Here is a 25,178-nt window from a genome sequence, read left to right on the forward strand (position 1 = left end):
GAGTGGCGCTAGAGGCGGCGGATGACCGACCTCTCGTTGATCCGTAACTTCAGCATTATCGCCCATATCGACCATGGCAAGTCCACGCTGGCCGACCGTTTGATCCAGATCACCGGCGGTTTGAGCGAGCGTGAACTCAAGGAGCAAGTCCTTGATAACATGGATATCGAGCGCGAGCGTGGCATCACCATCAAGGCCCAGACCGTGCGGCTGGATTACACGGCGAAGGACGGCAAGACCTATGAGCTGAACCTCATGGACACGCCCGGCCATGTGGACTTCGCCTATGAGGTATCGCGCAGCCTGGCGGCCTGTGAAGGCGCTCTGCTGGTGGTGGACGCGGCCCAGGGCGTGGAGGCGCAGACCCTGGCCAATGTCTATCAATCGATCGAGCATGATCATGAAATCGTGCCCGTCATCAACAAGATAGATCTGCCCGCCGCCGATCCCGACAAGGTCAAGCTGGAGATCGAGGAAGTCATTGGCCTGGATGCCAGCGAAGCGGTGCTGACCAGCGCCAAGTCCGGCATCGGCATAGAAGACGTGCTGGAAGCCATCGTCACCAAGATTCCGCCGCCCAGCGGATCGCGCGACAAGCCGCTGAAGGCCATGCTGGTGGATAGCTGGTACGATCCCTATCTCGGTGTGGTCATCCTCGTCCGCGTGCTCGACGGTGCGCTGAAGAAGGGTGACCAGATCAGGTTCATGCAGGGCGGGACGCAGCATCTTGTGGACCGGGTGGGCTGCATGCGCCCGAAGATCGAACAATTGTCGGAAATCGGCCCCGGCGAGATCGGCTTCATCACCGCCCAGATCAAGGAGGTGGAGCAGGCCCGTGTCGGTGACACGATCACCACGGTAAAGAACGGCGCGACAGAGGCGTTGCCCGGCTATCGCGAACCGCAGCCGGTCGTCTTCTGCGGCTTGTTCCCCGTTGACGCCGCCGATTTCGAGAAATTGCGTGAAAGCATCGGCAAGCTGCGTCTGAACGATGCCAGCTTCAGCTACGAGATGGAGACCAGCGCCGCGCTCGGCTTCGGTTTCCGCTGCGGTTTCCTGGGCCTGCTGCATCTGGAAATCATCCAGGAACGGCTGACCCGCGAATATGATCTGGACCTGATCACCACGGCCCCCAGCGTGGTCTATCGCATCCAGCTGGGCCATACGAAGACGGAAGACGCGCAGGAAATCCTGCTGCACAATCCGGCGGACTATCCGGATCCCAGCCGTATCGAATCGATCGAGGAACCGTGGATCAAGGCCACGATCTACACGCCGGACGAATATCTCGGCTCGATCCTGAAACTGTGCCAGGACCGGCGCGGTATCCAGACCGACCTGACCTATGTCGGCGGCCGTGCCCAGGTCAGCTACGAGCTGCCGCTGAACGAAGTGGTGTTCGATTTCTATGACCGGTTGAAGAGCATCAGCCGCGGCTATGCCAGCTTCGATTACGAACAGATCGGCCTGCGCGAAGGCGATCTCGTGAAGATGAGCATTCTGGTGAACGGCGATCCGGTGGATGCGCTGAGCATGATCGTCCATCGCAGCGTGGCCGAAGATCGCGGCCGGCATATGTGCGAACGTTTGAAGGAACTGATCCCGCGCCACCTGTTCAAGATCCCGATCCAGGCCGCGATCGGCGGCAAGGTCATCGCCCGTGAAACCATCAGCGCCCTGCGCAAGGACGTGACCGCCAAATGCTATGGCGGTGACATTACCCGCAAGAAGAAGCTGCTGGAAAAGCAGAAGAAGGGGAAGGCGAAGATGCGGGAATATGGCAATGTGTCGATCCCGCAGGAGGCCTTCATCGCCGCGCTGAGGATGGGCGAGGAATAGTCCCGGCAAACTCGCTCATCCGCGGAGCCGGAGGCTGTGGCGCCGCGGGGATTTGCCGTCTTTCCCGATTGCCGGCGATGCGGCCGGGCAAGGCCGCTCAGCCATAGGACCAGCGTGCCTGCACTGCGGACTGGCGCCCGATCCACGCGCGCAGGAGCTTGCGCACCGGCTCGTCAAAGAACCTGGCGGATAACCAGCTGAAGCCGATCACGAACAGGCTCAGCCCCACGCCGAACCAGGGAACGACAGTCGCCGGATCCGTGCCCAGAAGCATCTTGTGCACCCCCGCAGCCCACAGGAATAGCGGGGTGTGCAGCAGGTATAGCGGATAGGAAATCCGCCCCAGCTCCACACAGGCAAGGGCGATTGCTCCCTGCGGTTCCCGCTGCGGCTGGAGGATGATGAAGAGCGGGAAAACGACCACGACCAGCACGGCCGAAGCCCAGGGGGAAGGGGCAAGAACGAACATCGGCACCACGGCGCACAGCATCAGCAACGGCGTGAGCCAGACGCTGCGCGCCCGCCAGCGGGCGGCCCCGCGATATAGCAGCACGCCCACGGTAAATTCGAACATGCAACGAAACAGCCCGGCACCGAAATGGGGAAGGTCGAAGCCGATATCGATCGAGCCGAAGCGAAGCGCGAACATGAAGAATATCATGCCCGCCAGCAGCGCCAACAGCACCAGTACTTTCTGCCGCAAATGCCAGATGACCATGCCGAATGCGATGCTGGCGATCATTTCCATCGCCAGCGACCAGGATGCGGGGGAGAAGGGGAATGTTCCGGCAGGCGTTACGCCATCTATTGAATTGGGGATGAAGAACAGGTTCTGCGCCATGATCGCGCCCATATCTGCCAGCGGCGGCGCGTCATCCGTGCGCAGCGCGATCTTGGCGGCGTAATAAGCGGCACCGATCAAGAGCGAGAGCACGTAGCCGGGATAGAGCCGCACCAGCCGCACCAGCAGGAAGCGCCCGATCGACATGCCTTGCTGCAATTTGTCGCCATAGGCATGGGCGAGCACGAACCCGCTCATCATGAAGAACAGGTCTACCGCTACATAGCCGAAGCGAAACACGTCTTCGACGCCAAGGTAATCGCGAAAATGATAGAGCATGCCCGCCAGTGCCGCGAAACCGCGGGCCGCATCCAGCCACAGGAAACGGATTTTTTCCGAATCTGCAGGATTCCCCTTCATCCTGTTTTCTATAAAGGCACGGTGCTTCTAATATTCATAGAGAATTCTTTGTCTTAGGAATAATATCGTTCTGCCATTACCATCGGATCAGCGGCAGGATCGATGAATTGTCGTCCGTCCATGCGCGGGGCGCGGGGCGGGGTAGGGTTTTCCATTCATAGCTGCTGGCGACGCGCAATGCGGCGAGCGTTTCTTCATCGCGCGACAGGGCGATCCAGAGTGACGCCGTGGTTCCTTCTGCCAGATCGTCCACATCCATGCGCTGGGCCGCGTGCCAGCCGCCTTCACCGGCCAGCGCGGCAATCATGGGGCGCAGGTCGAAATAGCGGTTGGAAATATGGACCAGCAACAACCCGTCTGACGACAGGGCCCGGCCATAGATCCCGAAAGCTTCGCGGGTCAGCAGGTGGATCGGGATGGAATCGGAAGAGAAGGCGTCCAGCGCCAGAATATCCAGCCGGCCGGGCGCCTGTTGTTCCAGTTTCAGCCGGGCATCGCCGATCAATATCCGGGCACCGGGCGCGCAATCCCGCAGGAAGGTAAATGTCCCGTCCCGCGAATAGCGTAGAACGAGCGCGTCGATTTCGTAGAATGTCCAGTCCTGGCCCGGCTTGCGATAGCAGGCGAGCGTTCCCGCGCCGAGGCCGACCACGCCGATCCGCGCATCCGCTGCCGCATGGTCCAGCGCAATACCCACGCCCGAGGAATGGCCGTAATAGCTCGTCGGTTCGCGCCGCCTTTCGGGCAGCAGCCACTGGCGGCCGTGAATGGTTGTACCCTGCGCCAGCCGCCGCATGGTCCCGCCATTGACATCATCCACGCTATAGGCGCCGAAATAGCTGCGCGCGCGCTTGCCCTGCAGGCTCGATTCCAGTGTCGTCAGCCCGGTGTTGCCGAGCATGATCAGGCAGATCACGGCGATATAGGCCCAGCGCAATCCGATCAGCGCGATGCCCAGCGCAGCCATGGCGCAGATATGGAGGAGCCGTTCCACGCTGGCATCGGGGCTGATACCGTCCAGCCGCCAGGCGATCAGGCCTGCGCAGATTACCAGAGCCGAGGCGATCAGGTGGCGGGCAGGGCCGCCTTCCTGCCAATAGCGGGCCAGAGGCGGGATGAAGGCCTGCTGGCGCAACAGCATCGCAGCGGCGAGCAGCAGGATCGCATGTTCATAGATCCAGTCGAAAATCAGCGGGGCGATCAGGGCCGCGAATAATCCGCCCAGCGCTCCACCGGCGGCAAGCACGAGATAGAACAGCGTCAGCTGATTGACCGCGGGCCGCAGATCGTAAAGCCGGGAATGCAACGCCACGGACAGCACGAAGAGCAGGCCGACCATGGCAAAAGCGGCGGCGACATTGGATTGTCCTCCGGTCGCCATGGCCAGGCTGCTGATGAAAAGCAGCGATACCGGGGCGAAACGGATCAGCACCTGTGCCAGCTCGCTTTCTTCGGAAAAGGCGAAAGCGAAGCTGAGGAGGTAAACGCCCAGCGGCAGGATCCACAGCAGCGGCGCTGCCATGATGTCGGTGGTCAGCAATGTCGTGGTTGAGAGGATCAGGCCGGAAGGAACGGCCGACAGGGCCAGCCACAGGATCAGGCGGCGTGCAGGCGGCCAGTCGCCCAGACCGCCCAGACCGCCCTCTGTCCCGGCGTTCGCGGCTGTTTCGGGAGAGTTCCAACGGGCGAGCGCTGCCAGCGCGACGAACAGGATCAGCAGGGCGTAGAGCGCGCTCCAGACCATGCTCTGCGCACCAAGCGGCAGTGTCAGTTCCAGCAGGAAGGGATATGCCAGCAGCCCGGCAAAACTGCCGATATTGGACGCGGCATAGAGAGCGTAGGGATTATCGGCAGCGGGCGAGGCGGCGAACCAGCGCTGCATCAGCGATGCCTGGGCGGACAGCAACAGGAAGATCGGCCCGATCGTCGCCAGGAACAGGGCCGGCACCCAGATCGCTTCCAGCCCCGGCCGTGGCGGCGGCAGTTCCGCCAGTGCGATCGGCAGGGTCAGCGCGGCCAGCAACAGCAGCGCCAGATGGATGCCGGCCTGTTTGCGCAGCGAAAAACGCGTCAGCAGGTGGGCATAGAGATATCCGCCCAGCAGCAGGGTCTGGAACACCAGCATGGCACTGTTCCAGACATTCGGCGCGCCGCCCAGCACCGGCAGGGCAAACCGCGCGACCATCGGCTGGACCAGGAACAGGAGAAAACTGCCGGTCAGTATGGTGAGAACGAATAAAGCGCGGCGCGATGTGGCCAACTGGCTGTTCGGCATGGCGGCCATAATGCAGTGCGGACCACGCAAGCCAAGGGGCGCGGGTAATTTCCTGTTGAGCTATTCCGCGGCGGGTCTGCGGTCAGGCGCGGTCATTGGCCCCGGCCAGCGTATCCGAAATCGTGGTGAAAATATCGGTCAGATCGAGGCCAAGCGTCTGGAAGGCGATGATCGAAGCCATCGCGATCAGCGCCAGGATCAGGCCATATTCGATGGCGGTTGCGCCATCCTGATCGGCCAGCATTCTTGCCCACATTGCCGCTTCCCTCCGCAGCCATGCCCCGCGCAGGATAATGCGCGAAACATTGCCGGGAGGTAAAGCGGCTGCGTTCCCGAACGGATTCAGGGCTTGCGGGCGCTGACCAGCGAATAATAACCGCCGCCGGTGCGCACGGCCTGCACATCGGTGAAGCCCGCGCTTTCCAGGATCGCGCGATATTCGGGCAGGCTGTATTGCTTGCCCAGCGTGCCCAGCAGCATCATCACGCTGAAGGCCGCCGCTTGCCATGGGCCGGTGCCTTCGTCATCCATCAGGATCTCGTTCAGGAAGATCCGGCCCCCGCTGGGCAGGGCGGCAAAACTCTTCGCCGCGAGCAGGCGATTGGTTTCTTCCGACCAGTCATGGAAAACGTTGGAGAAGAAATGGGCGTCATGCCCGGTCGGCCATTCATCCTCGAACATGTTGCAGCCATGGGTGGAAACGCGACCGGTCAGCCCCGCACGGGTGACATATTTGCCCGCTTCATCGGCCATGGCATCCAGATCGAGCAGGGTGACTTTCAGTGCCGGGTTCGCCCTGGCGATCTCTATCCCGTAAACGCCCGATCCGCAGCCGACATCCATCAGAGTGCCGATTTCGCTGAACACGCGCTGCACCGCCGCGCCGCGGGCGGGGGCCTGGCTATGGGCATGCATGAAGGCGCCGATCCGTTCCGCCGCTTCCGCGCTCATGTCGCCGCGTTCCCATTCGACCGCGCCGCTGGTCATGTCTTCGGGGCGCAGGCCTGTCTTCATGGCGTTGAGCAATTGGCCATGCAGCGGATTGCTTTCGCGGAAACGGAACAGGAAACCGCCCCAATAACCTTCGGCTTCCGGGTGGAGCCAGGTGCGGGCGGCGGGCATTGCGGACCATTTCCCGCCACGCTTTTCCACCAGGTCAGACGATGCCAGCGCGGCCAGCAGGATCGACAGTGAGTGTTCGTGCAGTTCAAGCTCGCCGGCGAGTTCTGCCGTGGTCAATGCCTTGTCGGACAGGCGGTGCAATATTCCCAGTTCGTCGGCCACGGTGGCGACGGGCAGGCGAAATTGAGATTCCCAGATGTCCCAGATCGTCCGGTCGTCCTGGCTCGGCGGCAAAGGTCCCATCGCATTCTCCCATCTTGTTATTGTCTGTTCTTGTATGATCCGTGACCTAGGCAGCAAGGGCCTGGGCGGCGAAGCGGCAGATGCTGTTCAGCGCCTCTTCCGCAGAGGGGGCCCAGGCGCCGTCTATCCGCCCGCGTGGCGGCGGGCCGAGAGCGGCCCCGGCAATGAAGCGCAGCCTTCGGCCGAGCTCCGCCTCGTCCAGATGCGGCAATTTGGGCGCGAGAATTTCGCGCACGAGAATTGCGACATCGCGCATGGCGTTGTTGATATTCGCGCGCAGCTGTTCGTCCCCGTGGGAGGCGATTTCGTCCAGCACGACCAGCGCCCGCCCGCTCCGTTCCGAAGAGGCAGGGGCAAGCAGCGGCGCAAGCCACAGGCGCAGCACTTCATCCACAGTCATCGCATCGGTGGCCGTCCGGTCTTCCAGCGCGCGCCAGCCTTCGCGCATTGCGCCCATGTTCAGTTCGCACAATTCGGCCAGCAGCCGGGCCACCGATCCGAAATGATAAGTGATGAGCGTGGGATTGAGGCCCGACACTTCCCCGATATGCCGCACGGTCAGCATGTTCACGCCTTCGCGCAGCAGGACCTTTTCGGCGGCGGAGAGGAGTTTTACGCGTGTCGTCTGGCTCACAAGTCGATCCGCCGTTTGCTGGATTTATACACTTGCACAAAACCGCCGATTAAGGAAATTTGCGAGCAAACAATATCTCAGCAAAATCCGGGAGAGCAAATATGGCCACTGCGGCAGCCGACGATATCGAAGAAACCGCCCGCAAGGTGCAGGCCACGATCCGTTATGTCGACCCGGGCGATTTCGTGACGCGGCGATATGTAAGCCAGGGCGAGGAAATCAATACCGGCACATATTCCGATCACCGGGTGATCGTGCGCGACGGTATGCCGATCCGCGATCATTTCCAGCTCGACACGCATGGCTTCATGATTGCGAAGAATCCCACCGCGATCACGGATTTCCATGACAAGGAGATGGTGGACCGGCTGTATGAACGGGAAGTGGAAGACCATGTCCGCCGTCTCACCGGGGCGGACAAGGTGGTTGCCCGTGGCTGGATGATCCGCACCAGCGCCGATCTGACCGAACGTGCGCGGCAGAAATCCGAAAACTACCAGCATACCGGCGGTATTCAGCCCCCGGCGGGCGAAGCGCATATCGATATCAACACGCCCACGGCGCAGCGCATGGCGGAAATGACCTACAAGAAGGAATTTCCCGATGGGCCGGGCTACAAGCGCTTCTTGATCAGTTCGTACTGGCGCACATTCTCCCCGCCGCCGCAGGACGTGCCGCTGGCCGTATGTGACGGGCGCACCAGCCATTCGGGGGAGGAAAAGAGCAATACGTTGTTCGTAGTGGACGAATTCCCCAAGGGCGATGCCCTGACCGCCCCGGTGGAGGGCGAAGAAGAGATGATGGCGGCCACCATACCCAGCTTCAGCCCGGAGCATCGCTGGTGGTATTTCTCGAACATGCAGGCCGATGACGTGCTGCTGTTCAAGTTCCATGACAGCGATCATTCGCGGACCTGGCGTTGCCCGCACACCGCATTCATCGATCCCAGCTTCCCCGATGCCCATACGCGCGCCAGTATCGAGGTGCGCTCCGTCGCCTTCTTCGAATGAAGGCGAACGGGGCTGAGGATTGTCGGCAGATGCAGGGCGGACTTCACTTGGCGTTCACGATGCTGCTGGCTATAGCCGCGCCATGACCGTCAGACCTTCCTTCCGGATTGCCGCGATCGCCGCTCTTGCGGCCGGTGCCACCATCCTTGCCGGCTGCGCCTCATCCGGCGGTGGCGGAACCGAAACGGCCTATGTCGCGCGCGACGTGGAATCGCTCTACACGGCGGCCAAGGACCGGCTAGACCGGGGCGACGCGAAAATTGCCGCGGCCCTGTTCGACGAAGTGGAACGCCAGCATCCCTATTCGCCCTGGGCCCGCCGCGCCCAGTTGATGAGCGCTTTCTCCTATTATGTGCGCCGGGATTACAACCAGGCGATCCAGTCGGCGCAGCGTTTCCTGTCGATCCATCCGGGCAACCAGAATGCGCCCTATGCCTATTACCTGATCGGCCTGTGCTATTATGAACAGATCAGCGATGTCGATCGTGACCAGAAGATCACCCAGCAGGCGCTGACCGCGCTGACAGAGGTGCAACGCCGTTATCCGAACAGCAAATATGCCGCCGATGCCCGGCTGAAGATCGACCTGGTGAATGATCACCTGGCCGGCAAGGAAATGGAAATCGGCCGTTTCTACGAAGATACCGGCAAATGGACTGCGGCACAGATCCGTTTCCAGAACGTGATCGAAGATTACCAGACCACCAGCCACACGCCGGAAGCGCTCTATCGCCTGACGGAAACCAGCCTTGCGCTGGGCATTCCGCAGGAAGCGCGCCGTTATGCTGCCGTGCTGGGTGCCAATTACCCGGGCAGCGAATGGTATGAAAAAGCGTATGAGCTGATCGGCGAATATGCGCCGGAAGAACTGGCCCGCGCCGACTGAGGCTGAATGCGGGGCCGGGGCGCGATGTCCGGCCCTTCTTTCTAGCTGCGGCTTACTTCCAGCAGTTGGGAAAGTTCGGCGGCGGGCAGGGCGCGTTTGAAGCCGACCCCGGCCAGCCCGTCATGCGTCCAGCGGATGAAGCCGGTCAGTTCGGTTTCGTCCGTCACATTGACCGTCACCTCGTCTCCCTGCGCGAAATCGCGGTTGCCCAGCTTGCTCAGCCGGCAGCCATAGGAAGACAATTCGATCATCAGCCCACTGGCTGGCCGGCCGCCATCGCGGGGGCACAGGCCAACGGTCCGCTTTACGGCAAAACGCCTGCCGGCTCGGTTCATCACTAGGCCGTAGACTCATTAGTTGCGATCCATAACCGTGCTGAGAAGAGCTTAATGGCAGCGAGGAAGTTATCGGCGCGTTTGTCGTAGCGTGTCGCCAAGCCTCTGGCGTGTTTGAGTTTTCCGAAGAAGCGCTCGATCAGGTTGCGATAGCGGTAGAGGAAGGCGCTGAAGGCGAAGCCCTTTCGTCGATTACGCTTTGCCGGGATGTTGGCGAAGCCGCCGTTGCTTTCGATCCGTGCGCGGATAGCATCGCTGTCATAGGCCTTGTCAGCCAGGAAAGTGCTGCCGGGTGGTACGACATCAAGCAGCGCTACAGCCTCGCGGCAATCGCTGGCTTGTCCTTCCGACAGATGCAGGCCGACCGGTAAACCCCGGCCATCAACCAGCGCATGGATCTTGGTAGTCAGGCCGCCCCGGGAACGTCCCATGCAGCGATTGGGGGCCCCCTTTTTAGGGTCGCACCATGCTGGTGGACCCGGATCGAGGAACTGTCGATCATGACCAGTTCGCCATCGAAAGCGGCGCTGACGGAGGACAGAAGCCGGTCCCATACGCCAGCTTTGCGCCAACGCACGAAACGGTTGTAGCACGTCGTGTATGGCCCATAGCGCTCCGGGATATCCGCCCAGGGGCTGCCTGTGCGAAACCGCCACAATATCCCATTGATCACCCGACGATCATCAACACGCGGAACACCGCGCACCTTGTTCGGCAACAACGGCTCGATCACCGACCACTCGAAATCCGTAAGCTCAAATCTGCGACGGCTCATCCAAGGCTCCTTCAAATGCCTTGAATCAATCCAATCTACATCTCGCAAGCCAGTTTATGAGTTTACCACCTAGGCTCACGATTCCAATTCCCCATCAGCCCTTTGGCACTGACTATCGGCAGCTTTGGTAAATTTTACGTAACCGCCTGAAAGTGGAGGAACTTGCCGAAGCTTTGCCATGCGCCGTTGCGGTTTGCGCGGGCTGGCCGTAATGCTGGCACACAGCCATGCTGACCTCGCTCGCGATCAGGAATATCGTCCTCATAGAGGCGCTCGATCTCGCCTTTGCGCCGGGTCTGGGCGTGCTTACGGGTGAAACGGGCGCGGGCAAGTCCATCCTGCTGGACGCGCTGGGCCTGGTGCTGGGCAACCGTGCAGAAACCGCGCTGGTCCGCGCCGGGGAAGACCAGGCAAGCGTGGCCGCTACTTTTGAATTCGACCGGCTGCCGGCCTCGATCCGTGAAGCGTTGAACGAAGCGGAGCTCGACATCGAACCGGGGGAGCCGCTGATCGTGCGCCGCCGGGTTAAGGCCGATGGCGGTTCCAGGGCATTCATCAACGATCAACCGGCCAGTGCCGGCCTGCTGCGGCAGATCGCGCCCGCGCTGGTGGAACTGCATGGCCAGCATGACGATCGCGGACTGGTCAATCCGCGCGGGCACCGGGCCCTGCTGGATCGTTATGCCGGGGCTGATCTGGCGAAGGTGGAACTTGCCTGGCAGGCTTGGCGCGGCGCGGAGGAAAGGCTGGCCGCAGCGCGTGGTGAGATCGAACAGGCGCGTGCCGATCAGGATCTCCTGCTGGCCCATCTGTCGGAACTTTCGGCCATGGAACCGCAGGAAGGGGAGGAGGAACGCCTCGCTCTCGCCCGGGCCGACATGCAGAAGGGGGAAAAGCTTTCGGGCGATCTCGAACAGCTCCGCCAGATATGGGACGGGTCGGATTCCGCGCTGGCATCCTTGCGCACGGCCGCGCGGCGGCTGGACCGTATCGCGCCGGAACATCCGCTTCTGGGGGAAGCGCTTGCCGCGCTGGACCGGGCCGTGATCGAAGCGGGGGAAGCGGAAGACAAGCTGGAACAGGCGGCAGAGGCGTTGCAGCATGACCCGGTGGAGCTGGACCGGATCGAAACGCGCTTGTTCGAACTGCGCGCGCTTGCCCGCAAGCATGATTGCGCGGTGGATGATCTGCCGCAGAAGATGCGGCAATTGCGTGAACGGCTGGACGCGATCGAGGCTGGCGATGCCGAAATCGGATCGCTGGAAAAGGCGGCTGCCGAAGCCGGCAGGGCTTACCACGAAGCGGCCGCTGCGCTGCATGATCTGCGTGTGGCCGCGGCGGCGAAGCTGGACGCGGCGGTGGCGGAGGAACTGGCCCCGCTGAAGCTGGATGCCGCGCGGTTCCGCACTTCCGTTACCGAATTGCCGGAAGAGCGCTGGGGCGCATCGGGCATGGATTCGGTGGAATTCCTGATCGCCACCAATCCCGGCGCCGATTTTGCGCCTCTGGCCAAGATCGCCAGCGGCGGCGAACTCAGCCGTTTCATCCTCGCCCTGAAAGTCGCCCTTGCCGAACAGGGCGGCGCGGCGACGGTGATTTTCGACGAGATCGATCGCGGCGTCGGCGGCGCGGTGGCAAGCGCCATCGGCGAAAGACTGGCGCGGCTGGCCGGGCAGGGGCAATTGCTGGCCGTGACCCACAGCCCGCAAGTGGCCGCGCGGGGCAGCCAGCATTACATGATCGCCAAGTCGAGCGAGGGAACGGTGACGCGCACCTCTGTTGTCCTGCTGAACGCGGAAGGGCGGCAGGAAGAAATCGCCCGTATGCTTTCCGGCGCGGAAATCACCAGCGAAGCCCGCGCCCAGGCCGATCGCCTGCTGGAGGGCGTGTGATGCGCGGCATTGCGCTTCTTGCCGCCATGCTGCTTGCCGGTTGCACCACTGCCGCGCCCGATGGGGCGGATGGCGATGTTCCCCCTCCCGCGCCTTTCGCAAATGATCCGCAGCAGCCTCTGCTGGCGCTGTTCGAACATGTGATCGGCGATTATTTCGCACTTGCCGGTGATGATGCGCCGACGACCTGCGCCATTTTGCGTGATGGCGGGGAGGCCGGGTCCGGCCTGACGGCGGATCAGGAAGAAGCATTGCTGCTGCGCTTCCCGCGCCTTGCACCGGCCGGCCGGTGCCAGTGGGATGGGCAGCAATATGCCGACAGCATCACCGGCGACAGGGCCACGGTGATCGATATCTATCAATTCGCCTGCGACGATCCGCGGAATTGTTCCGGCTCCGTCAATATTCGCGGCCCCGGCGCCTGCCGCCCGGCAGTGCAATATTCGATGCTTTATGCCGGCGATGCTTGGCAATTTGCGCGTAGCGAGCGGCTGCCCGGAGAATGACGGCTTCGCGAAGAGAGTTTGGCGGGCTGGCTGCGGCGGGCCTGCTATCGGCCCTTGGCGGCTGCAACCATGCCTTGAAAGGAAATCCGCCGATGGAGGAGATGTTTGGACTGGTCGGGCAGATGCGTGCCGTGCCGGGCAAGCGGCAGGAACTCATCGCGCTCTTGCAGGCGGGAACGGGGGATATGCCGGGAAATCTGCTCTATCTGGTGGCGGAGGATCTGGATGATCCCGACGCGATCTGGGTGACGGAAGTGTGGAAGACCCGGACCGATCACGAAAACAGCCTGAAACTGCCCGCCGTGCAGGATGCGATTGCGGCGGCCCGCCCGATCCTGGCAGGCTTCGGCACCCGCGCGGAAATGCGGCCCGTGGGCTATTCCGGTTAAGGCAGTCCGATGAAGAATCCGAAGGAATTGAGTGAGGCGGAAGCCGCCAATGAGCTGATGCGTCTGGCGCGGCAGATCGCCCATCACAACCGGCTCTATCACGCGGAAGACGCGCCGGAGATCACTGATCAGGAATTCGATGCGCTGGTCCGCCGCAATGCCGCGCTGGAAGAGGCATTTCCCCATCTCGTGCGGGAGGATTCCCACTCGCGCGTAGTCGGGCACGAGATTGCCGCTTCGCCCCTGTCCAAGGTGAAGCACGAGGTTCGGATGATGAGCCTCGACAATGCCTTTTCCGATGAGGAGGTGGAGGAATTCGTCGCCCGCGTTCGCCGGTTCCTGTCGCTGGGAGAAGAAGAGACGATTGCCTTCACGGCGGAGGACAAGATCGACGGTCTTTCCTGCTCCCTGCGTTACGAGAAGGGCGAACTGGTGCTGGCCGCCACGCGCGGCGATGGGCAGGTGGGCGAAAACGTCACCGCCAATGTCGCCCATATTGCCGATATCCCGCAGAAACTGTCTGGCAAGGCGCCCGATGTTTTCGAGATACGCGGCGAAGTATATATGGAAAAACAGGCTTTTGCTGCGCTTAATGAGCATCTTCTCGAAGAGGCGCGGAAAAAGGCCGAAGACAAGGGCGAGGAATTCGATCCCGCATCGGCGAGGCAGTTCGCCAATCCCCGCAATGCCGCTGCCGGTTCGCTCCGGCAGAAGGATGCCAGTGTCACCGCATCGCGCAATCTGCGCTTCTGGGCGCATGGTTGGGGCGCGGCATCGGAAGTTCCGGGCGAAAAGCAGCATGAGGTGATGCAGCGCATTGCCGAATGGGGTCTGCCGATCTCGCCGGATCTGAAATTATGCAATTCGGTCAAGGAAATGCTGCAGCAATATCGCAGCATTTCGGAAGGTCGTGCGGGGCTCGATTATGAAATCGACGGGGTCGTTTACAAGGTTGACCGGCTCGATTGGCAGCGGCGGCTGGGCTTTGTCGCCAAGTCCCCGCGCTGGGCGATGGCGCATAAATTTCCGGCTGAAAGAGCCGAAACCGTGCTGGAACAGATCGACATTCAGGTCGGCCGCACGGGAAAGCTGACCCCGGTCGGCAGGCTCGCCCCGGTTCTGGTGGGCGGCGTTACCGTCACCAATGTCACGCTGCATAATCGCGACGAGATCGAACGGCTGGGCGTGCGTCCGGGCGACCGGATCGTGATCCAGCGCGCCGGGGACGTGATTCCGCAAGTGGTGGAAAATCTGACGCGGGGCCAGCAGCGCGAACCCTTTACCTTCCCCGATCACTGCCCCGAATGCGGCAGCGAGGCCGTGGCGGAAGAGGGCGAGGTCGATGTCCGCTGCACCGGCGGCCTGGTCTGCCCGGCCCAGCGGACCGAGCGGCTCAACCATTTTGTCAGCCGCGGCGCGCTGGATATCGAAGGGCTGGGCGAAAAGACGATTGACCAGTTCTTCTCGCTGGGCTGGCTGGAAAGCCCGGCCGACATCTTCCGTCTGGCCGAAAAGCGGGACGATATCCTGGCACTGGATGGCTGGCAGGAAAAATCGGTCGACAATTTGCTGAACGCGATCGAGGCGAAAAGGCGGCCCGATGCAGCGCGGCTGTTGTTCGGCCTCGGCATTCGCCATGTCGGCGCGGTTACTGCGCGGGACCTGATGAAAGGGCTGGGCGATATTCGCATATTGCCCGAAAAGGCCGCAGCAATTCATTCATATCGCGAAGAAAATCCGCGCGAAGAGGGTGAGTCCGAGGGCAAGTTCAACACCCGCATGGTGGAGAGGATCAAGGACATTCTGGAAGTCCGCGCTGATGGTATCGGCACCGCGGTCGGCTTTGCCCTTGCGGACTTCTTCCACGAACAGCACAATCGCGACGTATGGAACGATCTGCTCGACCCGCAGACGGGCCTGCTCGACCCTCCGCGCTACGAAGTGGAGACGAAGGAGAGCGCCGTTTCCGGCAAGACGGTGGTGTTCACCGGCAAGCTCGAAACCATGAGCCGGGACGAAGCGAAGGCGCAGGCAGAAGCGCTGGGCGCCAAGGCGTCCGGTTCGGTCAGCGCCAAGACCGATCTGCTGGTTGCCGGTCCGGGTGCGGGCAGCAAGCTGAGAAAGGCAGAGGAGCTGGGCATAGAGGTGATCGACGAAGCGGCCTGGGCCGATATCGTGAATGCCGCGGGCTAGGGCGGTGAAAAGCTTCGGCCGCCCCCGCTATATCGGCCTTGGCATTGCCCTGGGCGTCGCCTTCGGCGTGGCGTTTGGCAATGTCGCGGTCGGCATTGCGCTTGGGCTTGCACTGGGCGTTGCCCTGTCGGCGCGGAAGCAATCGGAAGACGAGGACTAAAGGCGCAGGCTTGTCCGGCGATTATTCCAACCCGGTCAGCTCTCGCCCGGTTCGGGCAGCCATTTCATCACGCCGCCGGCAAAGGGCGTCCACCAGCCCATGCGCATCCCTGCACGGGCCAGCATGTCGCTGGTCCACTGGTTGCAGGTATTGGTGGGCGTGTAGCGGCCATGCGTGTCGTAGAACACGTCCTGCCCGCCATAGCCGGGATGGATCACGCGCGGGCGGGGCGGGATGGTGCCCTCTATTGCCGCCACCAGCCGGCGGTATTCGGCGCGGGTCAGGCGCACGGGCCGTGCATGGTCCGACGGGGCGGGCCGGACATAATGCGCCACATGCAGCACGCCTTCACCGCCAAGGCCGATGATTCGCGCTACGGTAATGGGCGAAAGATCCCACCAGGTCGGCGTTTCGAGGAATACGTCATGTTCCCCCCAGCTGACCGAGACATGGGTATAGGGCCGATCCCTGTCGGCAATGTCTGCCACGGGAAAATCGCGGCGCCAGTCCTTTTCCTTCGTTAGCAGCGGCATGATGATGGCGGTGTGGATGCCATTGCTTTCCACCATCACGGTCACGCCGCGATCCGGTTCCTGCCAGCCTGCATTGCGAGGGATCGAACTGCCGATCCACCCGGCCAGCGCGAACAGGACCAGCGCCAGAACTACCCCGATCAGGAACGTGCCCAGTACGCGGATCAGCCGATGGATCGCCGGCGCAGCCACAATATCGACCAGTCGCCATTCACCAACCGCCCGGCCAGCCGGAACCCGGCCGTGCGATAGGCGGCGCGAACTGCACCTTCCTGCGTTTCCAGCAGTCCCGCCAGCAGCAGAGATCCGCCCGGCGCGATCGCGTCGGCGAAATCCCCGGCAAGGGAGACGAGCGGGCCAGCCAGGATATTGGCGATCAGCAGGTCATAAGGCGCGCGGGCCTGCAATTGCCGGTGATCCATGCCTTCGGCCACCAGCATGGTCAGCGCGCCGGGGCCCTGGCCCATGGCCACGCGGTTGAGCGCGCAGTTTTCTTCCACCACCGGCAGGCAGACCGCGTCCACATCGCTGGCTGTTGCATGGGCATTGGGCCACAGCGCCAGCCCGGCAAAGGCCAGCAGTCCGGTGCCGGTGCCGATATCCGCCAGATTGCGCACCACAACGCCGCGCTGCTTCATGGCATCCAGCATGGCAAGACAGCCGACGGTCGTGGCATGTTGCCCGGTGCCGAATGCCTGGCTGGCGGGAATGGTGAAATTCACCACGCCCGGCGTATCGTCCGCCGGGTAATCCGGCGTGTGGACGTGGAACCGGCCCGCCCGGATCGGCGCGACCTGCTTCTGCGTTTCCGTTACCCAATCCGTATCGGGCAGTTTTTCGGCCACAAGTTCCGGCGCGCCATCGGCAAAGAGAGAGGCCACTGCCTCGCGATCAGCCTTGGTCGGGCGGCGCGGCAGATAAGCGTCCAGCTGCCAGTCATCGGGCCGGTCCTCGGCAATTTCCGATCCGGTGAGGACGATTTCCGCGTCCCAGTCCCAAAGCGATTCATGCGCGGCGAGGGCGGATTGAATGACCGGCTTGGGCGCCAGCGCAACCAGTTTCCAGCTCACTTCCCGGCTTCCTCCGCCAGCCTTTCATCCAGCCGCTTTTCCACGTCGCGGGCATAGGCGCCGCAGGACGGCTCGCCAAAGGGGGCGCCGAAGGACAGGCGTTTGCGCATATTGCTGGCCGATGGGTGCGGCGTCAGCAGGATGGTGCAGTCCAGCCCGGCCAGCTTGGCCAGCCCGTCGCGATAGGCTTCGACATAATCGGGATGGTCGCTGAAGCGGTAGCTGTCGCTGCTGACGGGGGAGAGGCTGTCGGCATAGACCAGAGTGGCGCAGGTCGATCCGCTGCAGGACCGCCATTGCCAGCTCAGCGCGCCGGGCGTGTGGCCGGGCGTGGCGATCGGCATCAGCACCAGCGATCCAAGCTGGACCGGCTTGCCATCTTCCACCGTGCCATCGACCGTGGCCGCTTCGAACGGGTCATGCATTCCCGATTGCGGATCCTCCCCGGCCGCGATCCCGCTTTCCATCACCGGTTTCGCGGCTTCGGATGTCAGCAGTTTCGCGCCGGTGCGGCGCTGCAATTCGGCAATGCCGCCTACATGGTCGAAATGTTCGTGGCTGGTCAGCAGCAGCTTCACATCGCCCAGCTCGAAACCGAGCTTTTCGATATTGGCGGCGATCACATCGGCCCCGGCGCGGGTTCCGCCGTCGATCAGCACATTGCCCTGATCGCCTACGATCAGGATCGCGGAAATGCCGCATGTGCCGACATAATAGGAATTGCCATAGATGCGGAAGGGCGGGCCGGGCTTGTCCCAATCGTCCCAGTCATCGCAGGCGGCGGCCCATGCCTTCTGTTCGGCATCGTCCCAGCCCTTGCCGGTGGATTCGCGCGGTGGCGGTGCGTCCTGCCCGGACTGGGCGAGAGCCGGGGCGGAAGCGAGCGCCGAAGCGGCGGCGAGAAGAGCGAATCTAGCGAACATAGCTTGCGCCATTGGCATCTATTGTCGTTCCGGTCATGCTCGCCGGGGCGTCGAGTGCGCAAAATGCGGCGATCTTCGCTATTTCATCCGGCTCGCCCACGCGGCCCAGCGGAATATCGGCCAGCAGGCCCGGGCCGCCCCGGCTGGCAAGATAATCCCCCGCCATTGAAGTATCCACGAAGCCCGGTGCGATGGCGAAGGACAGCACGCCCTTGTCCGCATAGGCGCGGGCGATGGTCTTGTGCATGGCCAGCATTCCGCCCTTGGCCGCCGCATAATGCCAGTGTGCCGGCGAATCCCCCCGATGCCCTGCGCGGCTGGCGACGTGCACCAGCCGGCCTTCACGGCCATTTTCGAGCCAGTGGCGGACTGCGTATCGGGATAGCTGGGCCGCCGATGTCAGGTTGATCCGCAGCGTATCTTCCCACGCATCGAGCCAGGCGATGTCGGACGAATCGAGCGGGTTGGGCTGGAACAGACCGGCATTGTTGATCAGGATGTCGATCCGGCCGCCGGCTCTTTCCAATGCCTGTTCCCACAGGATTTGCGGGGCGGAAGGTTCGGTCAGATCGGCGCCGATCATGTCCTTGTCATGTGCGGAGCTGGCATGGCCGATTACGGTTGCACCGCGGGCGCGCAGCGTTTCCGCAATGGCCTTGCCGATGCCGCGACTGGATCCGGTAACTAGTATATTGGGCATATATTCCCCCTAGCGGTGCAAAGGCCGGGCGAAAAGGGAAGCGCCACCATCCTTGTCAGCGGCGGCACAATCGCTAAGGGGACAGAACACTCGAATTTACGGGGCACGCAATGGCAAACAGGCCGCTTTCACCGCATCTGCAGATCTGGAAATGGGGACCGCATATGCTGGTCTCGATCCTGCACCGGGTTACCGGGGACGGAATGGCCTTCGTGGCCTTGCCCGTTCTGCTCTGGTGGCTGGGCGCAATGGCCAGCGGGCCGGAGGCTTATGAAACCTTCGCCTGGGCCGCGACCACACCCATCGGATATATCGTTCTGGTCGGCATCAGCTGGGCATTCTTCAATCACCTCGCATCGGGCATCCGGCATTTCGTGCTGGATATCGGCGCAGGCTATGAACTGAAGACCAATCGCGCCTGGTCGATCGGAACCATCGTCATCGCCGTCGTCCTCACCGTGGCCTTCTGGGCCGCGATCCTGCTTTCCTAAGGACTTGCCACATGGGTAACGGAACCTCGATCGGACGCGTGCGCGGGCTGGGCCCGGCGCATGAAGGAACGCATCACTGGCTGCTGCAGCGCTTCACTGCGGTGGGGAACCTGCTGCTGGTCGGCTTCTTCGCGATCTCCATCGTGATGCTGCCGGACCTGTCCTATGCCAAGGTTACGGAATGGATCGCGAAGCCGGTCCCGGCCACGGCCATGGCCCTGCTGGTGATTTCCACCTTCTGGCACGCCAAGCTCGGCCTGCAGGTCATGCTGGAAGATTACGTGCATGAAGCGGGCAACAAGTTCGCCGTCATCCTCGCGCTGAATCTCGCGGCCTTTGGCGGCGCCGCATTCGGCCTGTTCTGCATTGCCCGCCTCGCGCTCGGAGGAGCCGCCTGATGTCTGACGCATCGACCCAGCCTGCCTACAAGATCATCGACCATACTTACGACACGGTCGTGGTGGGTGCCGGCGGTTCCGGCCTGCGCGCCACTATGGGCAGCGCCGAAGCCGGGCTGAAGACGGCCTGCATCACCAAGGTTTTCCCGACTCGCAGCCACACGGTCGCCGCGCAGGGCGGCATCGCCGCCAGCCTCGGCAACAACACGCCCGATCACTGGCAATGGCACATGTACGATACCGTGAAGGGTTCGGACTGGCTGGGCGATCAGGACGCGATCGAATATATGGTGCGCGAAGCGCCGCATGCGGTTTACGAACTGGAACATGCCGGCGTGCCCTTCAGCCGCAACCAGGACGGCACGATCTACCAGCGGCCATTTGGCGGCCACATGCAGAATATGGGCGAAGGCCCGCCGGTCCAGCGCACCTGCGCCGCGGCGGACCGCACGGGGCACGCCATGCTCCATGCGCTCTATCAGCAGAGCCTGAAATACGACGCGGATTTCTTCATCGAATATTTCGCGATCGACCTGATCATGAACAATGGCAAATGCGTGGGCGTGATCGCCATCTGTCTCGATGACGGATCGATCCACCGCTTCCGCGCACAGGCCGTGGTGCTGGCCACGGGCGGTTATGGCCGCACCTATTTCACCTGCACCAGCGCCCATACCTGCACCGGCGATGGCGGCGGCATGGTGCTGCGCGCCGGCCTGCCGTTGCAGGACATGGAATTCGTGCAGTTCCACCCCACCGGCATTTACGGCGCCGGCGTGCTCATCACCGAAGGCGCGCGCGGCGAAGGCGGTTATCTGACCAATTCCGAAGGCGAACGCTTCATGGAGCGTTACGCGCCTTCCGCCAAGGATCTGGCCAGCCGTGACGTGGTTTCCCGCTCCATGGCGCTGGAAATCCGTGAAGGCCGCGGCGTGGGCGATCATCAGGATCACATCTACCTGCATCTGGACCATATCGATCCGAAGGTGCTGGCGGAACGGCTGCCGGGCATCACCGAAAGCGGCAAGATCTTTGCCGGTGTCGACCTGACCCGCCAACCGCTGCCCGTGGTGCCGACCGTCCATTACAATATGGGTGGCATCCCGACCAATTATCACGGCGAAGTCGTGACGATCGGCGCGGACGGCAATCCGGAAACCGTGGTTCCCGGCCTGTTCGCCGTGGGTGAGGCGGCGTGCGTCTCCGTCCATGGCGCGAACCGCCTTGGCTCCAACTCGCTGATCGATCTCGTCGTGTTCGGCCGCGCAACCGGCCACCGGCTCAAGGAAATCGTCAAGGCAGGGGCGGCGCAGGATGAACTGCCCAAGGACAGCGCCGATATGGCGCTGGGCCGTCTCGACCATTTCCGCAATGCCAATGGCGGTTCGCCGACGGCGAAGATCCGCACCGACATGCAGCGCGCCATGTCCGCCCATGCCGCCGTGTTCCGCACGGACGAACTGATGGCGGAAGGCAAGGTGAAGCTGGCCGAGATCTACAAGTCGATGGAAGACATTTCCGTCACCGACAAGTCGCTGATCTGGAACTCTGATCTGATCGAGACGCTGGAACTCGACAACCTCATCTCGCAGGCATCTGTGACCATGCATTCCGCGCATAACCGCAAGGAATCGCGCGGCGCCCACGCGCATGAGGATTATCCGGATCGCAACGATGCCGAATGGATGAAGCACACTGCCGTGTGGTTCGAAGGCTGGGGCGGCAAGGGCGGCGATATCAGGATCGATTACCGCCCGGTCCACGACTTCACCCTGACTGAAGACGCGAAATATATCGAACCGAAGAAGCGGGTTTACTGAGTTGAGGTTTGAGCTTTGGGGTGGGGTTTCTGTTTCCTCGACACCAGAGGAAATAAGGACTCTTTACCCCGAAGCTAAGGGTGAAAACCCCATTGAACTATGCTCTGTTAAACTTTGTGATTGTGAGTTCGTGGCATCGTGGAAGCAACTCCAAGATGGTAATCGATTAGTTCAATTGGATTTTGTTCGAGCATTTCAGGCAATAGAGATTCGCGACTTGCGGCAAAGGCTTGTCGCGTTACTTTCGGCAAAATATGGCAGAGGCTCTGCTGCAATTCGCAAAGATGACTTGTTCCAAAAACGATGGGATGGGGAACACGTGCGAATTCAACTGACCTGTGTTGAAGATGCAAATCTGCCGACTGCGTGTATTGAATATTTTCGGCCGTTGGGCTCAGAGTTTGACAAGATCTAGCCGACTAGGACTAGGGACTTGGAGCTGGTTTAGCTGTCTTCCACCCGATGCGCTGAGATCACCTTTACCGGCTGGGCCAGCATCTGGCCTTTCAGCCAGCCTTCGCCCTTTTCCGGGTCCACCGGGGAATCGAAGATCGCGCGGACAACTTCCATCCCGTCGGTCACATGGCCGAACACGGCGTAGCCAAGGCGGAAGTCCTCCTCTTCGGCGGCGGGATTGGCGTCCAGGCCAGGCTGGGGGCTGACCATGATCGAAAAATCGCCGGTGGCCGTGCCCGGTTCATTGCGGGCCATGGACAGCGCGCCGACCTTGTCATGCGTCAGGCCGGTTTCGCTGGTCGGTTCATGCGCGATCGGGGCCATGATCCGTGCAGGATCGTTCTGCGTCCCGCCCTGCAGCAAGCCATTGGGCTGTTCGCCCCAGTCGAGCCGCATGGCGCGGTAGAAAACCGTGCCGTCGAAACGGTCATTATCGACATAGCGCAGGAAATTGCCTGCGGTGATCGGTGCGCGTTCCACCTCCAGCGCCATGGTGATGTCGCCCATTTCGGTTTCGAACACGACCGCGACCGTTTTCGGCGCGGCCTCTTCCGGCACCGGATCGGGTGTGGCCGGGGCCTCCTGCGCAAGGGCAGGGGAGGAGAGGATCAGGGCGGAAGCGAGCGCGAATCGTTTGAACATGGCGCGAATGTGCCTTGTCGGCGCCCATGCGTGAAGCGTGGCGCCGTCAGGCAGGCAGCGTCGCGGCCCCGTCCAGCCGTTCCATAAAGGCGGCGCGGTCGGGGATGAGATCGCTCAGCCGATAAGCGTCGAGATGGGAAAGAAAAGCATCCAGCGCGCCGCCGAGCGCGGGCTTCAGCGCGCATAGCCCGTCAACAACGCAGCCCGCGCCGCCGGGGAAGCAACCCACGAAACCGTTCAGATTTTCGAACCGGCGCACAACTTCTCCGACGCTTATTTCCTCCGCCGGGCGGGCAAGCCGCATCCCGCCACCGCGCCCGCGGAAAGTTTTCACGAAACCTTCGGCCTGCAGCCGCTGCGCCACTTTGGACAGGTGGTTGCGCGATATGGCGTAGCGGCGGGAAATCTCGTCAACCGACATCTGTCGGTTAGCCGCGGCCAACGTCATCAGAATGCGCAGGGCATAATCGCTGTGGAGGTTGAGTTGCATAAAATACGCATATCAAATATTGATTTAAACGGCAATGAGGCGTAATAGGTATCACAAATACCTGTTAAAAGAGTCGCCATGTCCATTTCTGCTGCCCGATCCCGCGCCGACGATCCTGAGATCCGCAGCCATGCGGAACGCAAGCGTGCCGAAAAGCGCGCGGCGGCCGAAGCGATCGGCGTTGATGCGGACTATATCGATCACATGGTGGAAACATTCTATGGCCGGATACGGGAGGACGAGGTGCTTGGCCCCATCTTCGCTGAACGCATTGCCGACTGGCCGGCGCATCTTGCGCGGATGAAGGCGTTCTGGCGTTCCGTCCTGCTGAATAGCGGTGAATTTTCCGGCAATCCGATGGTGAAGCATCTTGCCATTCCCGGGCTGGATCTCGGCCATTTTTCCCGCTGGCTCGACCTGTTCTATCTGACCTTGCGGGAAGCCGAAGGGCATCCCGACGCGACCGCGCTTGTCGGCAAGCGGGCGCGGATGATCGCGGACAGCCTGCTGACCGCCATTGCCATGCGCCGGGATGGCCTTGCCGCCGGGCGTGCGGGTGAAGATCTTCCCCATGTCTGAAACCTGTTCTCGGCCCGGTTCTCCATCATATTGCCACCGGTGCATGGCCGGGCGGGCCATCCGCCTGATCGCGGCATGAGCGGGTCGATGGTCCGGCTGACGCCGCGGGGCGACTTGCCACCGGCAAGCGAGGCATATCGCACGATCGGGCCGTTCGATGCACAGAGCCTGCCCCAGGGCTTGCGCGCGGAACATAGTCTCAAACCCGGCACATGGGCGGTCCTCCTGCTGAGCGAAGGATCGTTACGCTTCGTGTGGGACGATGAAACGGGCGGGGCGGAAATGCTGACCGCGCCAGTCGAACTGATCGTTCCGCCACAGGCCCTGCATCACGTGGAGGGAGATGGCCCCTTCACGGTGAGGATCACCTTCCACCGGGATAGCGCCAGCGCAGATTCTCCCGGCTGAGCTGATCCACGCTGGTCACGCCCATCAGTTTCATGTCGCGGACAATCTCCGCCTCCAGCAGTGTCAGCGCGCGTTCCACGCCTGCCTGCCCCGCGGCGGCCAGCGCATAGAGATAGAGCCGCCCGCCCGAAACCGCCGTGGCGCCCAGGCTCAGCGCTTTCAGAACATGGGTGCCGCGCCTGACGCCGCCATCCAGGATCACTTCCACCCTGTCGCCCACGGCATCGACGATTTCCGCCAATTGGTCGAAAGGGGCGCGGCTGCCATCCAGTTGCCGCCCGCCATGATTGGAAATCATGATCGCATCCACGCCGATTTCGGCCGCGCGCCGCGCATCGCCGACTGACATGATGCCTTTCAGGCAGAACTTTCCGCCCCAATCCTCGCGCAATTTGTCGGCCGCCTTCCAGTCCAGCGACTGGTCCAGCATGGTGTTGAAATATTCCGCCACGGAAAGGGCGAAATTGCTGCCTTCCTTCACATGGTCTTTCAGGTTGGCCAGTTCGAACTTTTCCCGGAACAGGAAATCCAGCCCCCAGCGCGGCTTCGCGGCGTAGGACAGGAAACTGCCGGGCGTGATTTTGGGCGGGGTGGTGAAGCCGGTGCGCTGGCACCGTTCGCGATTGCCGCCCACGATCGTATCGACCGTCAAAGTCACCGCATCGAAATTGGCCGCGCGCGCACGTTCCAGCAGGGCGGCGTTCAACCCCTTGTCCTTGTGATAGTAATATTGGAGCATTTTCGGGCCGGTGAAGCGTGCCCCGATCTCTTCGATGGCGACGCTGCCGAGGCTGGAAATGCCGAACCACAGGCCGAATTTCTCTGCCGCGGCGGCAACGGCGCGTTCGCCCTGCCAGTGGAACAGGCGTTGCAACGCCGTGGGGGAAAGCATCAGCGGCAGGGCCGTTTTCTTCCCCAGAACCGTTACCGATGTATCGATATTTTCGACCCCGGCCAGCACATTGGGCACCAGGTCGGCATCGTCGAAGGACGATGTATTTCTGCTCTTCGTCGATTCATCGTCGGCTGCGCCGTCAATATAATGGAAGACGGGATAGGGCAGTCTGCGCTTCGCCAGTTCGCGGAAATCCGCGATATTGTGGCATTTGGCGAGCGAGGTGACGCGATGCGGCGGGCGGTCCATGCCTGCAAGGCTTAAACGGCGAAGCCTGCCATGGCAAAGCGGTTCATCCAGGCTTCATGTTTAC

General features: G+C 62.3%; 27 protein-coding genes. 13 read left to right on the top strand and 14 right to left on the bottom strand.

Translation table 11 applies throughout. From position 1 onward, the window contains the following. The first annotated feature begins 21 nt into the window (after positions 1-21). Positions 22-1,839 carry a translation elongation factor 4 gene (lepA, locus tag WYH_RS01190; protein ID WP_046902372.1) on the top strand — a complete coding sequence of 606 codons (1,818 nt, stop codon included), beginning with the start codon at positions 22-24 and terminating at the stop codon, positions 1,837-1,839. A gap of 97 nt (positions 1,840-1,936) precedes the next feature. On the opposite strand, the gene WYH_RS01195 is transcribed toward lepA, so the two are convergent. The 5 genes from WYH_RS01195 to WYH_RS01210 all read right to left on the bottom strand — a co-directional run bounded on the left by WYH_RS01195 (position 1,937) and on the right by WYH_RS01210 (position 7,314). Further along, positions 1,937-3,040: an acyltransferase family protein gene (locus tag WYH_RS01195; RefSeq protein ID WP_046902373.1), complete on the bottom strand. Its 1,104-nt coding sequence runs from the start codon at positions 3,038-3,040 to the stop codon at positions 1,937-1,939. Between the two features lie 76 nt (positions 3,041-3,116). Continuing rightward, a complete protein-coding gene (locus WYH_RS01200) occupies positions 3,117-5,324 on the bottom strand; it encodes a spermidine synthase (protein ID WP_046902374.1) in 2,208 nt (735 codons plus the stop codon). Positions 5,325-5,397: 73 nt separating this feature from the next. Next, positions 5,398-5,571 (bottom strand): Flp family type IVb pilin, encoded by a 174-nt coding sequence (locus tag WYH_RS16370; RefSeq protein ID WP_082347716.1) that lies wholly within the window; start codon positions 5,569-5,571, stop codon positions 5,398-5,400. 86 nt (positions 5,572-5,657) lie between these two features. Then, positions 5,658-6,680, bottom strand: coding sequence for a methyltransferase (locus WYH_RS01205; RefSeq protein ID WP_053833322.1), 1,023 nt, complete (start codon positions 6,678-6,680; stop codon positions 5,658-5,660). Positions 6,681-6,726: 46 nt separating this feature from the next. Continuing rightward, positions 6,727-7,314: a TetR family transcriptional regulator gene (locus tag WYH_RS01210; protein WP_046902375.1), complete on the bottom strand. Its 588-nt coding sequence runs from the start codon at positions 7,312-7,314 to the stop codon at positions 6,727-6,729. Between the two features lie 101 nt (positions 7,315-7,415). Between WYH_RS01210 and WYH_RS01215 the strand changes: the two genes are divergently transcribed. Both WYH_RS01215 and WYH_RS01220 read left to right on the top strand, forming a co-directional pair. Then, entirely contained in the window at positions 7,416-8,324 is a 909-nt protein-coding gene (locus WYH_RS01215; RefSeq protein WP_046902376.1) for a CmcJ/NvfI family oxidoreductase, read from the top strand. Positions 8,325-8,406: 82 nt separating this feature from the next. Further along, complete coding sequence (locus WYH_RS01220) at positions 8,407-9,210, top strand: outer membrane protein assembly factor BamD (protein ID WP_046902377.1); 804 nt, start codon at positions 8,407-8,409, stop codon at positions 9,208-9,210. A 41-nt stretch (positions 9,211-9,251) separates the two neighbouring features. On the opposite strand, the gene WYH_RS01225 is transcribed toward WYH_RS01220, so the two are convergent. Further along, positions 9,252-9,545: a PilZ domain-containing protein gene (locus WYH_RS01225; RefSeq protein ID WP_046902378.1), complete on the bottom strand. Its 294-nt coding sequence runs from the start codon at positions 9,543-9,545 to the stop codon at positions 9,252-9,254. 2 nt (positions 9,546-9,547) lie between these two features. Beyond that, positions 9,548-10,320 (bottom strand): IS5 family transposase gene (locus WYH_RS16375; protein WP_244877932.1). Its coding sequence is split into 2 segments (ribosomal slippage): positions 9,548-10,002 and positions 10,002-10,320, totalling 774 coding nucleotides; the frame shifts between segments, so codons are not numbered across the junction. 227 nt (positions 10,321-10,547) lie between these two features. On the opposite strand from WYH_RS16375, the gene recN reads away from it, so the two are divergent. The 5 genes from recN to WYH_RS16935 all read left to right on the top strand — a co-directional run bounded on the left by recN (position 10,548) and on the right by WYH_RS16935 (position 15,460). Then, positions 10,548-12,212 (top strand): DNA repair protein RecN, encoded by a 1,665-nt coding sequence (gene recN / locus WYH_RS01240; protein ID WP_046902381.1) that lies wholly within the window; start codon positions 10,548-10,550, stop codon positions 12,210-12,212. Further along, positions 12,212-12,718: a hypothetical protein gene (locus tag WYH_RS01245; RefSeq protein WP_046902382.1), complete on the top strand. Its 507-nt coding sequence runs from the start codon at positions 12,212-12,214 to the stop codon at positions 12,716-12,718. The genes recN and WYH_RS01245 overlap by 1 nt, the downstream gene beginning before the upstream one ends. A gap of 92 nt (positions 12,719-12,810) precedes the next feature. Beyond that, positions 12,811-13,107 carry a putative quinol monooxygenase gene (locus WYH_RS01250; RefSeq protein WP_235980253.1) on the top strand — a complete coding sequence of 99 codons (297 nt, stop codon included), beginning with the start codon at positions 12,811-12,813 and terminating at the stop codon, positions 13,105-13,107. 9 nt (positions 13,108-13,116) lie between these two features. Then, positions 13,117-15,300 carry an NAD-dependent DNA ligase LigA gene (gene ligA, locus WYH_RS01255; protein WP_046902383.1) on the top strand — a complete coding sequence of 728 codons (2,184 nt, stop codon included), beginning with the start codon at positions 13,117-13,119 and terminating at the stop codon, positions 15,298-15,300. A 4-nt stretch (positions 15,301-15,304) separates the two neighbouring features. After that, positions 15,305-15,460, top strand: coding sequence for a glycine zipper domain-containing protein (locus WYH_RS16935; protein ID WP_169780653.1), 156 nt, complete (start codon positions 15,305-15,307; stop codon positions 15,458-15,460). A 35-nt stretch (positions 15,461-15,495) separates the two neighbouring features. On the opposite strand, the gene WYH_RS01260 is transcribed toward WYH_RS16935, so the two are convergent. Genes WYH_RS01260 through WYH_RS01275 form a run of 4 tightly spaced genes read right to left on the bottom strand, consistent with a single transcriptional unit; the run spans position 15,496 to position 18,686 of the window. After that, positions 15,496-16,185: a DUF2459 domain-containing protein gene (locus WYH_RS01260; protein ID WP_244877942.1), complete on the bottom strand. Its 690-nt coding sequence runs from the start codon at positions 16,183-16,185 to the stop codon at positions 15,496-15,498. After that, complete coding sequence (locus tag WYH_RS01265; protein WP_046902384.1) at positions 16,158-17,063, bottom strand: 50S ribosomal protein L11 methyltransferase; 906 nt, start codon at positions 17,061-17,063, stop codon at positions 16,158-16,160. Before WYH_RS01265 ends, WYH_RS01260 begins: the two co-directional genes overlap by 28 nt. Continuing rightward, on the bottom strand, positions 17,060-17,986 hold the full coding sequence (gene bla / locus WYH_RS01270; protein WP_046902385.1) for a subclass B3 metallo-beta-lactamase: 927 nt from the start codon (positions 17,984-17,986) through the stop codon (positions 17,060-17,062). Before bla ends, WYH_RS01265 begins: the two co-directional genes overlap by 4 nt. Then, positions 17,976-18,686, bottom strand: a complete 711-nt coding sequence (locus tag WYH_RS01275) for an SDR family NAD(P)-dependent oxidoreductase (RefSeq protein WP_046902386.1) — start codon at positions 18,684-18,686, stop codon at positions 17,976-17,978. Before WYH_RS01275 ends, bla begins: the two co-directional genes overlap by 11 nt. Before the next feature lie 110 nt (positions 18,687-18,796). Here WYH_RS01275 and sdhC point away from each other — a divergent pair, with 110 nt between their 5' ends. Genes sdhC through sdhA form a run of 3 tightly spaced genes read left to right on the top strand, consistent with a single transcriptional unit; the run spans position 18,797 to position 21,395 of the window. Beyond that, a complete protein-coding gene (gene sdhC / locus WYH_RS01280) occupies positions 18,797-19,177 on the top strand; it encodes a succinate dehydrogenase, cytochrome b556 subunit (RefSeq protein ID WP_046902387.1) in 381 nt (126 codons plus the stop codon). Between the two features lie 11 nt (positions 19,178-19,188). After that, a complete protein-coding gene (gene sdhD / locus WYH_RS01285) occupies positions 19,189-19,575 on the top strand; it encodes a succinate dehydrogenase, hydrophobic membrane anchor protein (RefSeq protein WP_046902388.1) in 387 nt (128 codons plus the stop codon). Then, positions 19,575-21,395 carry a succinate dehydrogenase flavoprotein subunit gene (gene sdhA, locus WYH_RS01290; protein WP_046902389.1) on the top strand — a complete coding sequence of 607 codons (1,821 nt, stop codon included), beginning with the start codon at positions 19,575-19,577 and terminating at the stop codon, positions 21,393-21,395. Before sdhD ends, sdhA begins: the two co-directional genes overlap by 1 nt. Before the next feature lie 444 nt (positions 21,396-21,839). Here sdhA and WYH_RS01295 read toward each other — a convergent pair whose 3' ends face one another. Both WYH_RS01295 and WYH_RS01300 read right to left on the bottom strand, forming a co-directional pair. Continuing rightward, the gene (locus WYH_RS01295; protein WP_046902390.1) at positions 21,840-22,493 is read right to left on the bottom strand and encodes a peptidylprolyl isomerase; all 654 of its coding nucleotides are present in this window, start codon (positions 22,491-22,493) and stop codon (positions 21,840-21,842) included. 46 nt (positions 22,494-22,539) lie between these two features. Continuing rightward, the gene (locus WYH_RS01300; protein ID WP_046902391.1) at positions 22,540-22,983 is read right to left on the bottom strand and encodes an RrF2 family transcriptional regulator; all 444 of its coding nucleotides are present in this window, start codon (positions 22,981-22,983) and stop codon (positions 22,540-22,542) included. Positions 22,984-23,061: 78 nt separating this feature from the next. On the opposite strand from WYH_RS01300, the gene WYH_RS01305 reads away from it, so the two are divergent. Both WYH_RS01305 and WYH_RS01310 read left to right on the top strand, forming a co-directional pair. Then, positions 23,062-23,562: a group III truncated hemoglobin gene (locus WYH_RS01305; protein WP_046902392.1), complete on the top strand. Its 501-nt coding sequence runs from the start codon at positions 23,062-23,064 to the stop codon at positions 23,560-23,562. Positions 23,563-23,649: 87 nt separating this feature from the next. Further along, positions 23,650-23,970 (top strand): TehB-like domain-containing protein, encoded by a 321-nt coding sequence (locus WYH_RS01310; protein ID WP_169780663.1) that lies wholly within the window; start codon positions 23,650-23,652, stop codon positions 23,968-23,970. Here WYH_RS01310 and WYH_RS01315 read toward each other — a convergent pair. Beyond that, positions 23,927-25,114 carry an alpha-hydroxy acid oxidase gene (locus WYH_RS01315; RefSeq protein WP_046902393.1) on the bottom strand — a complete coding sequence of 396 codons (1,188 nt, stop codon included), beginning with the start codon at positions 25,112-25,114 and terminating at the stop codon, positions 23,927-23,929. The genes WYH_RS01310 and WYH_RS01315 overlap by 44 nt on opposite strands. Positions 25,115-25,178: the final 64 nt, after the last annotated feature.

This window comes from Croceibacterium atlanticum, from assembly GCF_001008165.2.
Taxonomy (GTDB): Bacteria; Pseudomonadota; Alphaproteobacteria; order Sphingomonadales; family Sphingomonadaceae; genus Croceibacterium_C; species Croceibacterium_C atlanticum.

Excerpts from the sequence above, each read along its gene's own strand:
- WYH_RS01295 (WP_046902390.1), bottom strand. The coding sequence starts at position 22,493 with ATGTTCAAACGATTCGCGCTCGCTTCCGCCCTGATCCTCTCCTCCCCT.
- WYH_RS01220 (WP_046902377.1), top strand. The coding sequence starts at position 8,407 with ATGACCGTCAGACCTTCCTTCCGGATTGCCGCGATCGCCGCTCTTGCG.
- WYH_RS01250 (WP_235980253.1), top strand. The coding sequence starts at position 12,811 with ATGGAGGAGATGTTTGGACTGGTCGGGCAGATGCGTGCCGTGCCGGGC.
- lepA (WP_046902372.1), top strand. The coding sequence starts at position 22 with ATGACCGACCTCTCGTTGATCCGTAACTTCAGCATTATCGCCCATATC.
- WYH_RS01315 (WP_046902393.1), bottom strand. The coding sequence starts at position 25,114 with ATGGACCGCCCGCCGCATCGCGTCACCTCGCTCGCCAAATGCCACAAT.
- sdhD (WP_046902388.1), top strand. The coding sequence starts at position 19,189 with ATGGGTAACGGAACCTCGATCGGACGCGTGCGCGGGCTGGGCCCGGCG.
- WYH_RS01215 (WP_046902376.1), top strand. The coding sequence starts at position 7,416 with ATGGCCACTGCGGCAGCCGACGATATCGAAGAAACCGCCCGCAAGGTG.
- WYH_RS01195 (WP_046902373.1), bottom strand. The coding sequence starts at position 3,040 with ATGAAGGGGAATCCTGCAGATTCGGAAAAAATCCGTTTCCTGTGGCTG.
- WYH_RS01245 (WP_046902382.1), top strand. The coding sequence starts at position 12,212 with ATGCGCGGCATTGCGCTTCTTGCCGCCATGCTGCTTGCCGGTTGCACC.
- WYH_RS01275 (WP_046902386.1), bottom strand. The coding sequence starts at position 18,686 with ATGCCCAATATACTAGTTACCGGATCCAGTCGCGGCATCGGCAAGGCC.
- sdhA (WP_046902389.1), top strand. The coding sequence starts at position 19,575 with ATGTCTGACGCATCGACCCAGCCTGCCTACAAGATCATCGACCATACT.
- WYH_RS01200 (WP_046902374.1), bottom strand. The coding sequence starts at position 5,324 with ATGGCCGCCATGCCGAACAGCCAGTTGGCCACATCGCGCCGCGCTTTA.
- WYH_RS16370 (WP_082347716.1), bottom strand. The coding sequence starts at position 5,571 with ATGTGGGCAAGAATGCTGGCCGATCAGGATGGCGCAACCGCCATCGAA.
- WYH_RS01225 (WP_046902378.1), bottom strand. The coding sequence starts at position 9,545 with ATGAACCGAGCCGGCAGGCGTTTTGCCGTAAAGCGGACCGTTGGCCTG.
- bla (WP_046902385.1), bottom strand. The coding sequence starts at position 17,986 with ATGTTCGCTAGATTCGCTCTTCTCGCCGCCGCTTCGGCGCTCGCTTCC.
- sdhC (WP_046902387.1), top strand. The coding sequence starts at position 18,797 with ATGGCAAACAGGCCGCTTTCACCGCATCTGCAGATCTGGAAATGGGGA.
- WYH_RS01305 (WP_046902392.1), top strand. The coding sequence starts at position 23,062 with ATGTCCATTTCTGCTGCCCGATCCCGCGCCGACGATCCTGAGATCCGC.
- ligA (WP_046902383.1), top strand. The coding sequence starts at position 13,117 with ATGAAGAATCCGAAGGAATTGAGTGAGGCGGAAGCCGCCAATGAGCTG.
- recN (WP_046902381.1), top strand. The coding sequence starts at position 10,548 with ATGCTGACCTCGCTCGCGATCAGGAATATCGTCCTCATAGAGGCGCTC.
- WYH_RS01205 (WP_053833322.1), bottom strand. The coding sequence starts at position 6,680 with ATGGGACCTTTGCCGCCGAGCCAGGACGACCGGACGATCTGGGACATC.
- WYH_RS01310 (WP_169780663.1), top strand. The coding sequence starts at position 23,650 with ATGGTCCGGCTGACGCCGCGGGGCGACTTGCCACCGGCAAGCGAGGCA.
- WYH_RS01300 (WP_046902391.1), bottom strand. The coding sequence starts at position 22,983 with ATGCAACTCAACCTCCACAGCGATTATGCCCTGCGCATTCTGATGACG.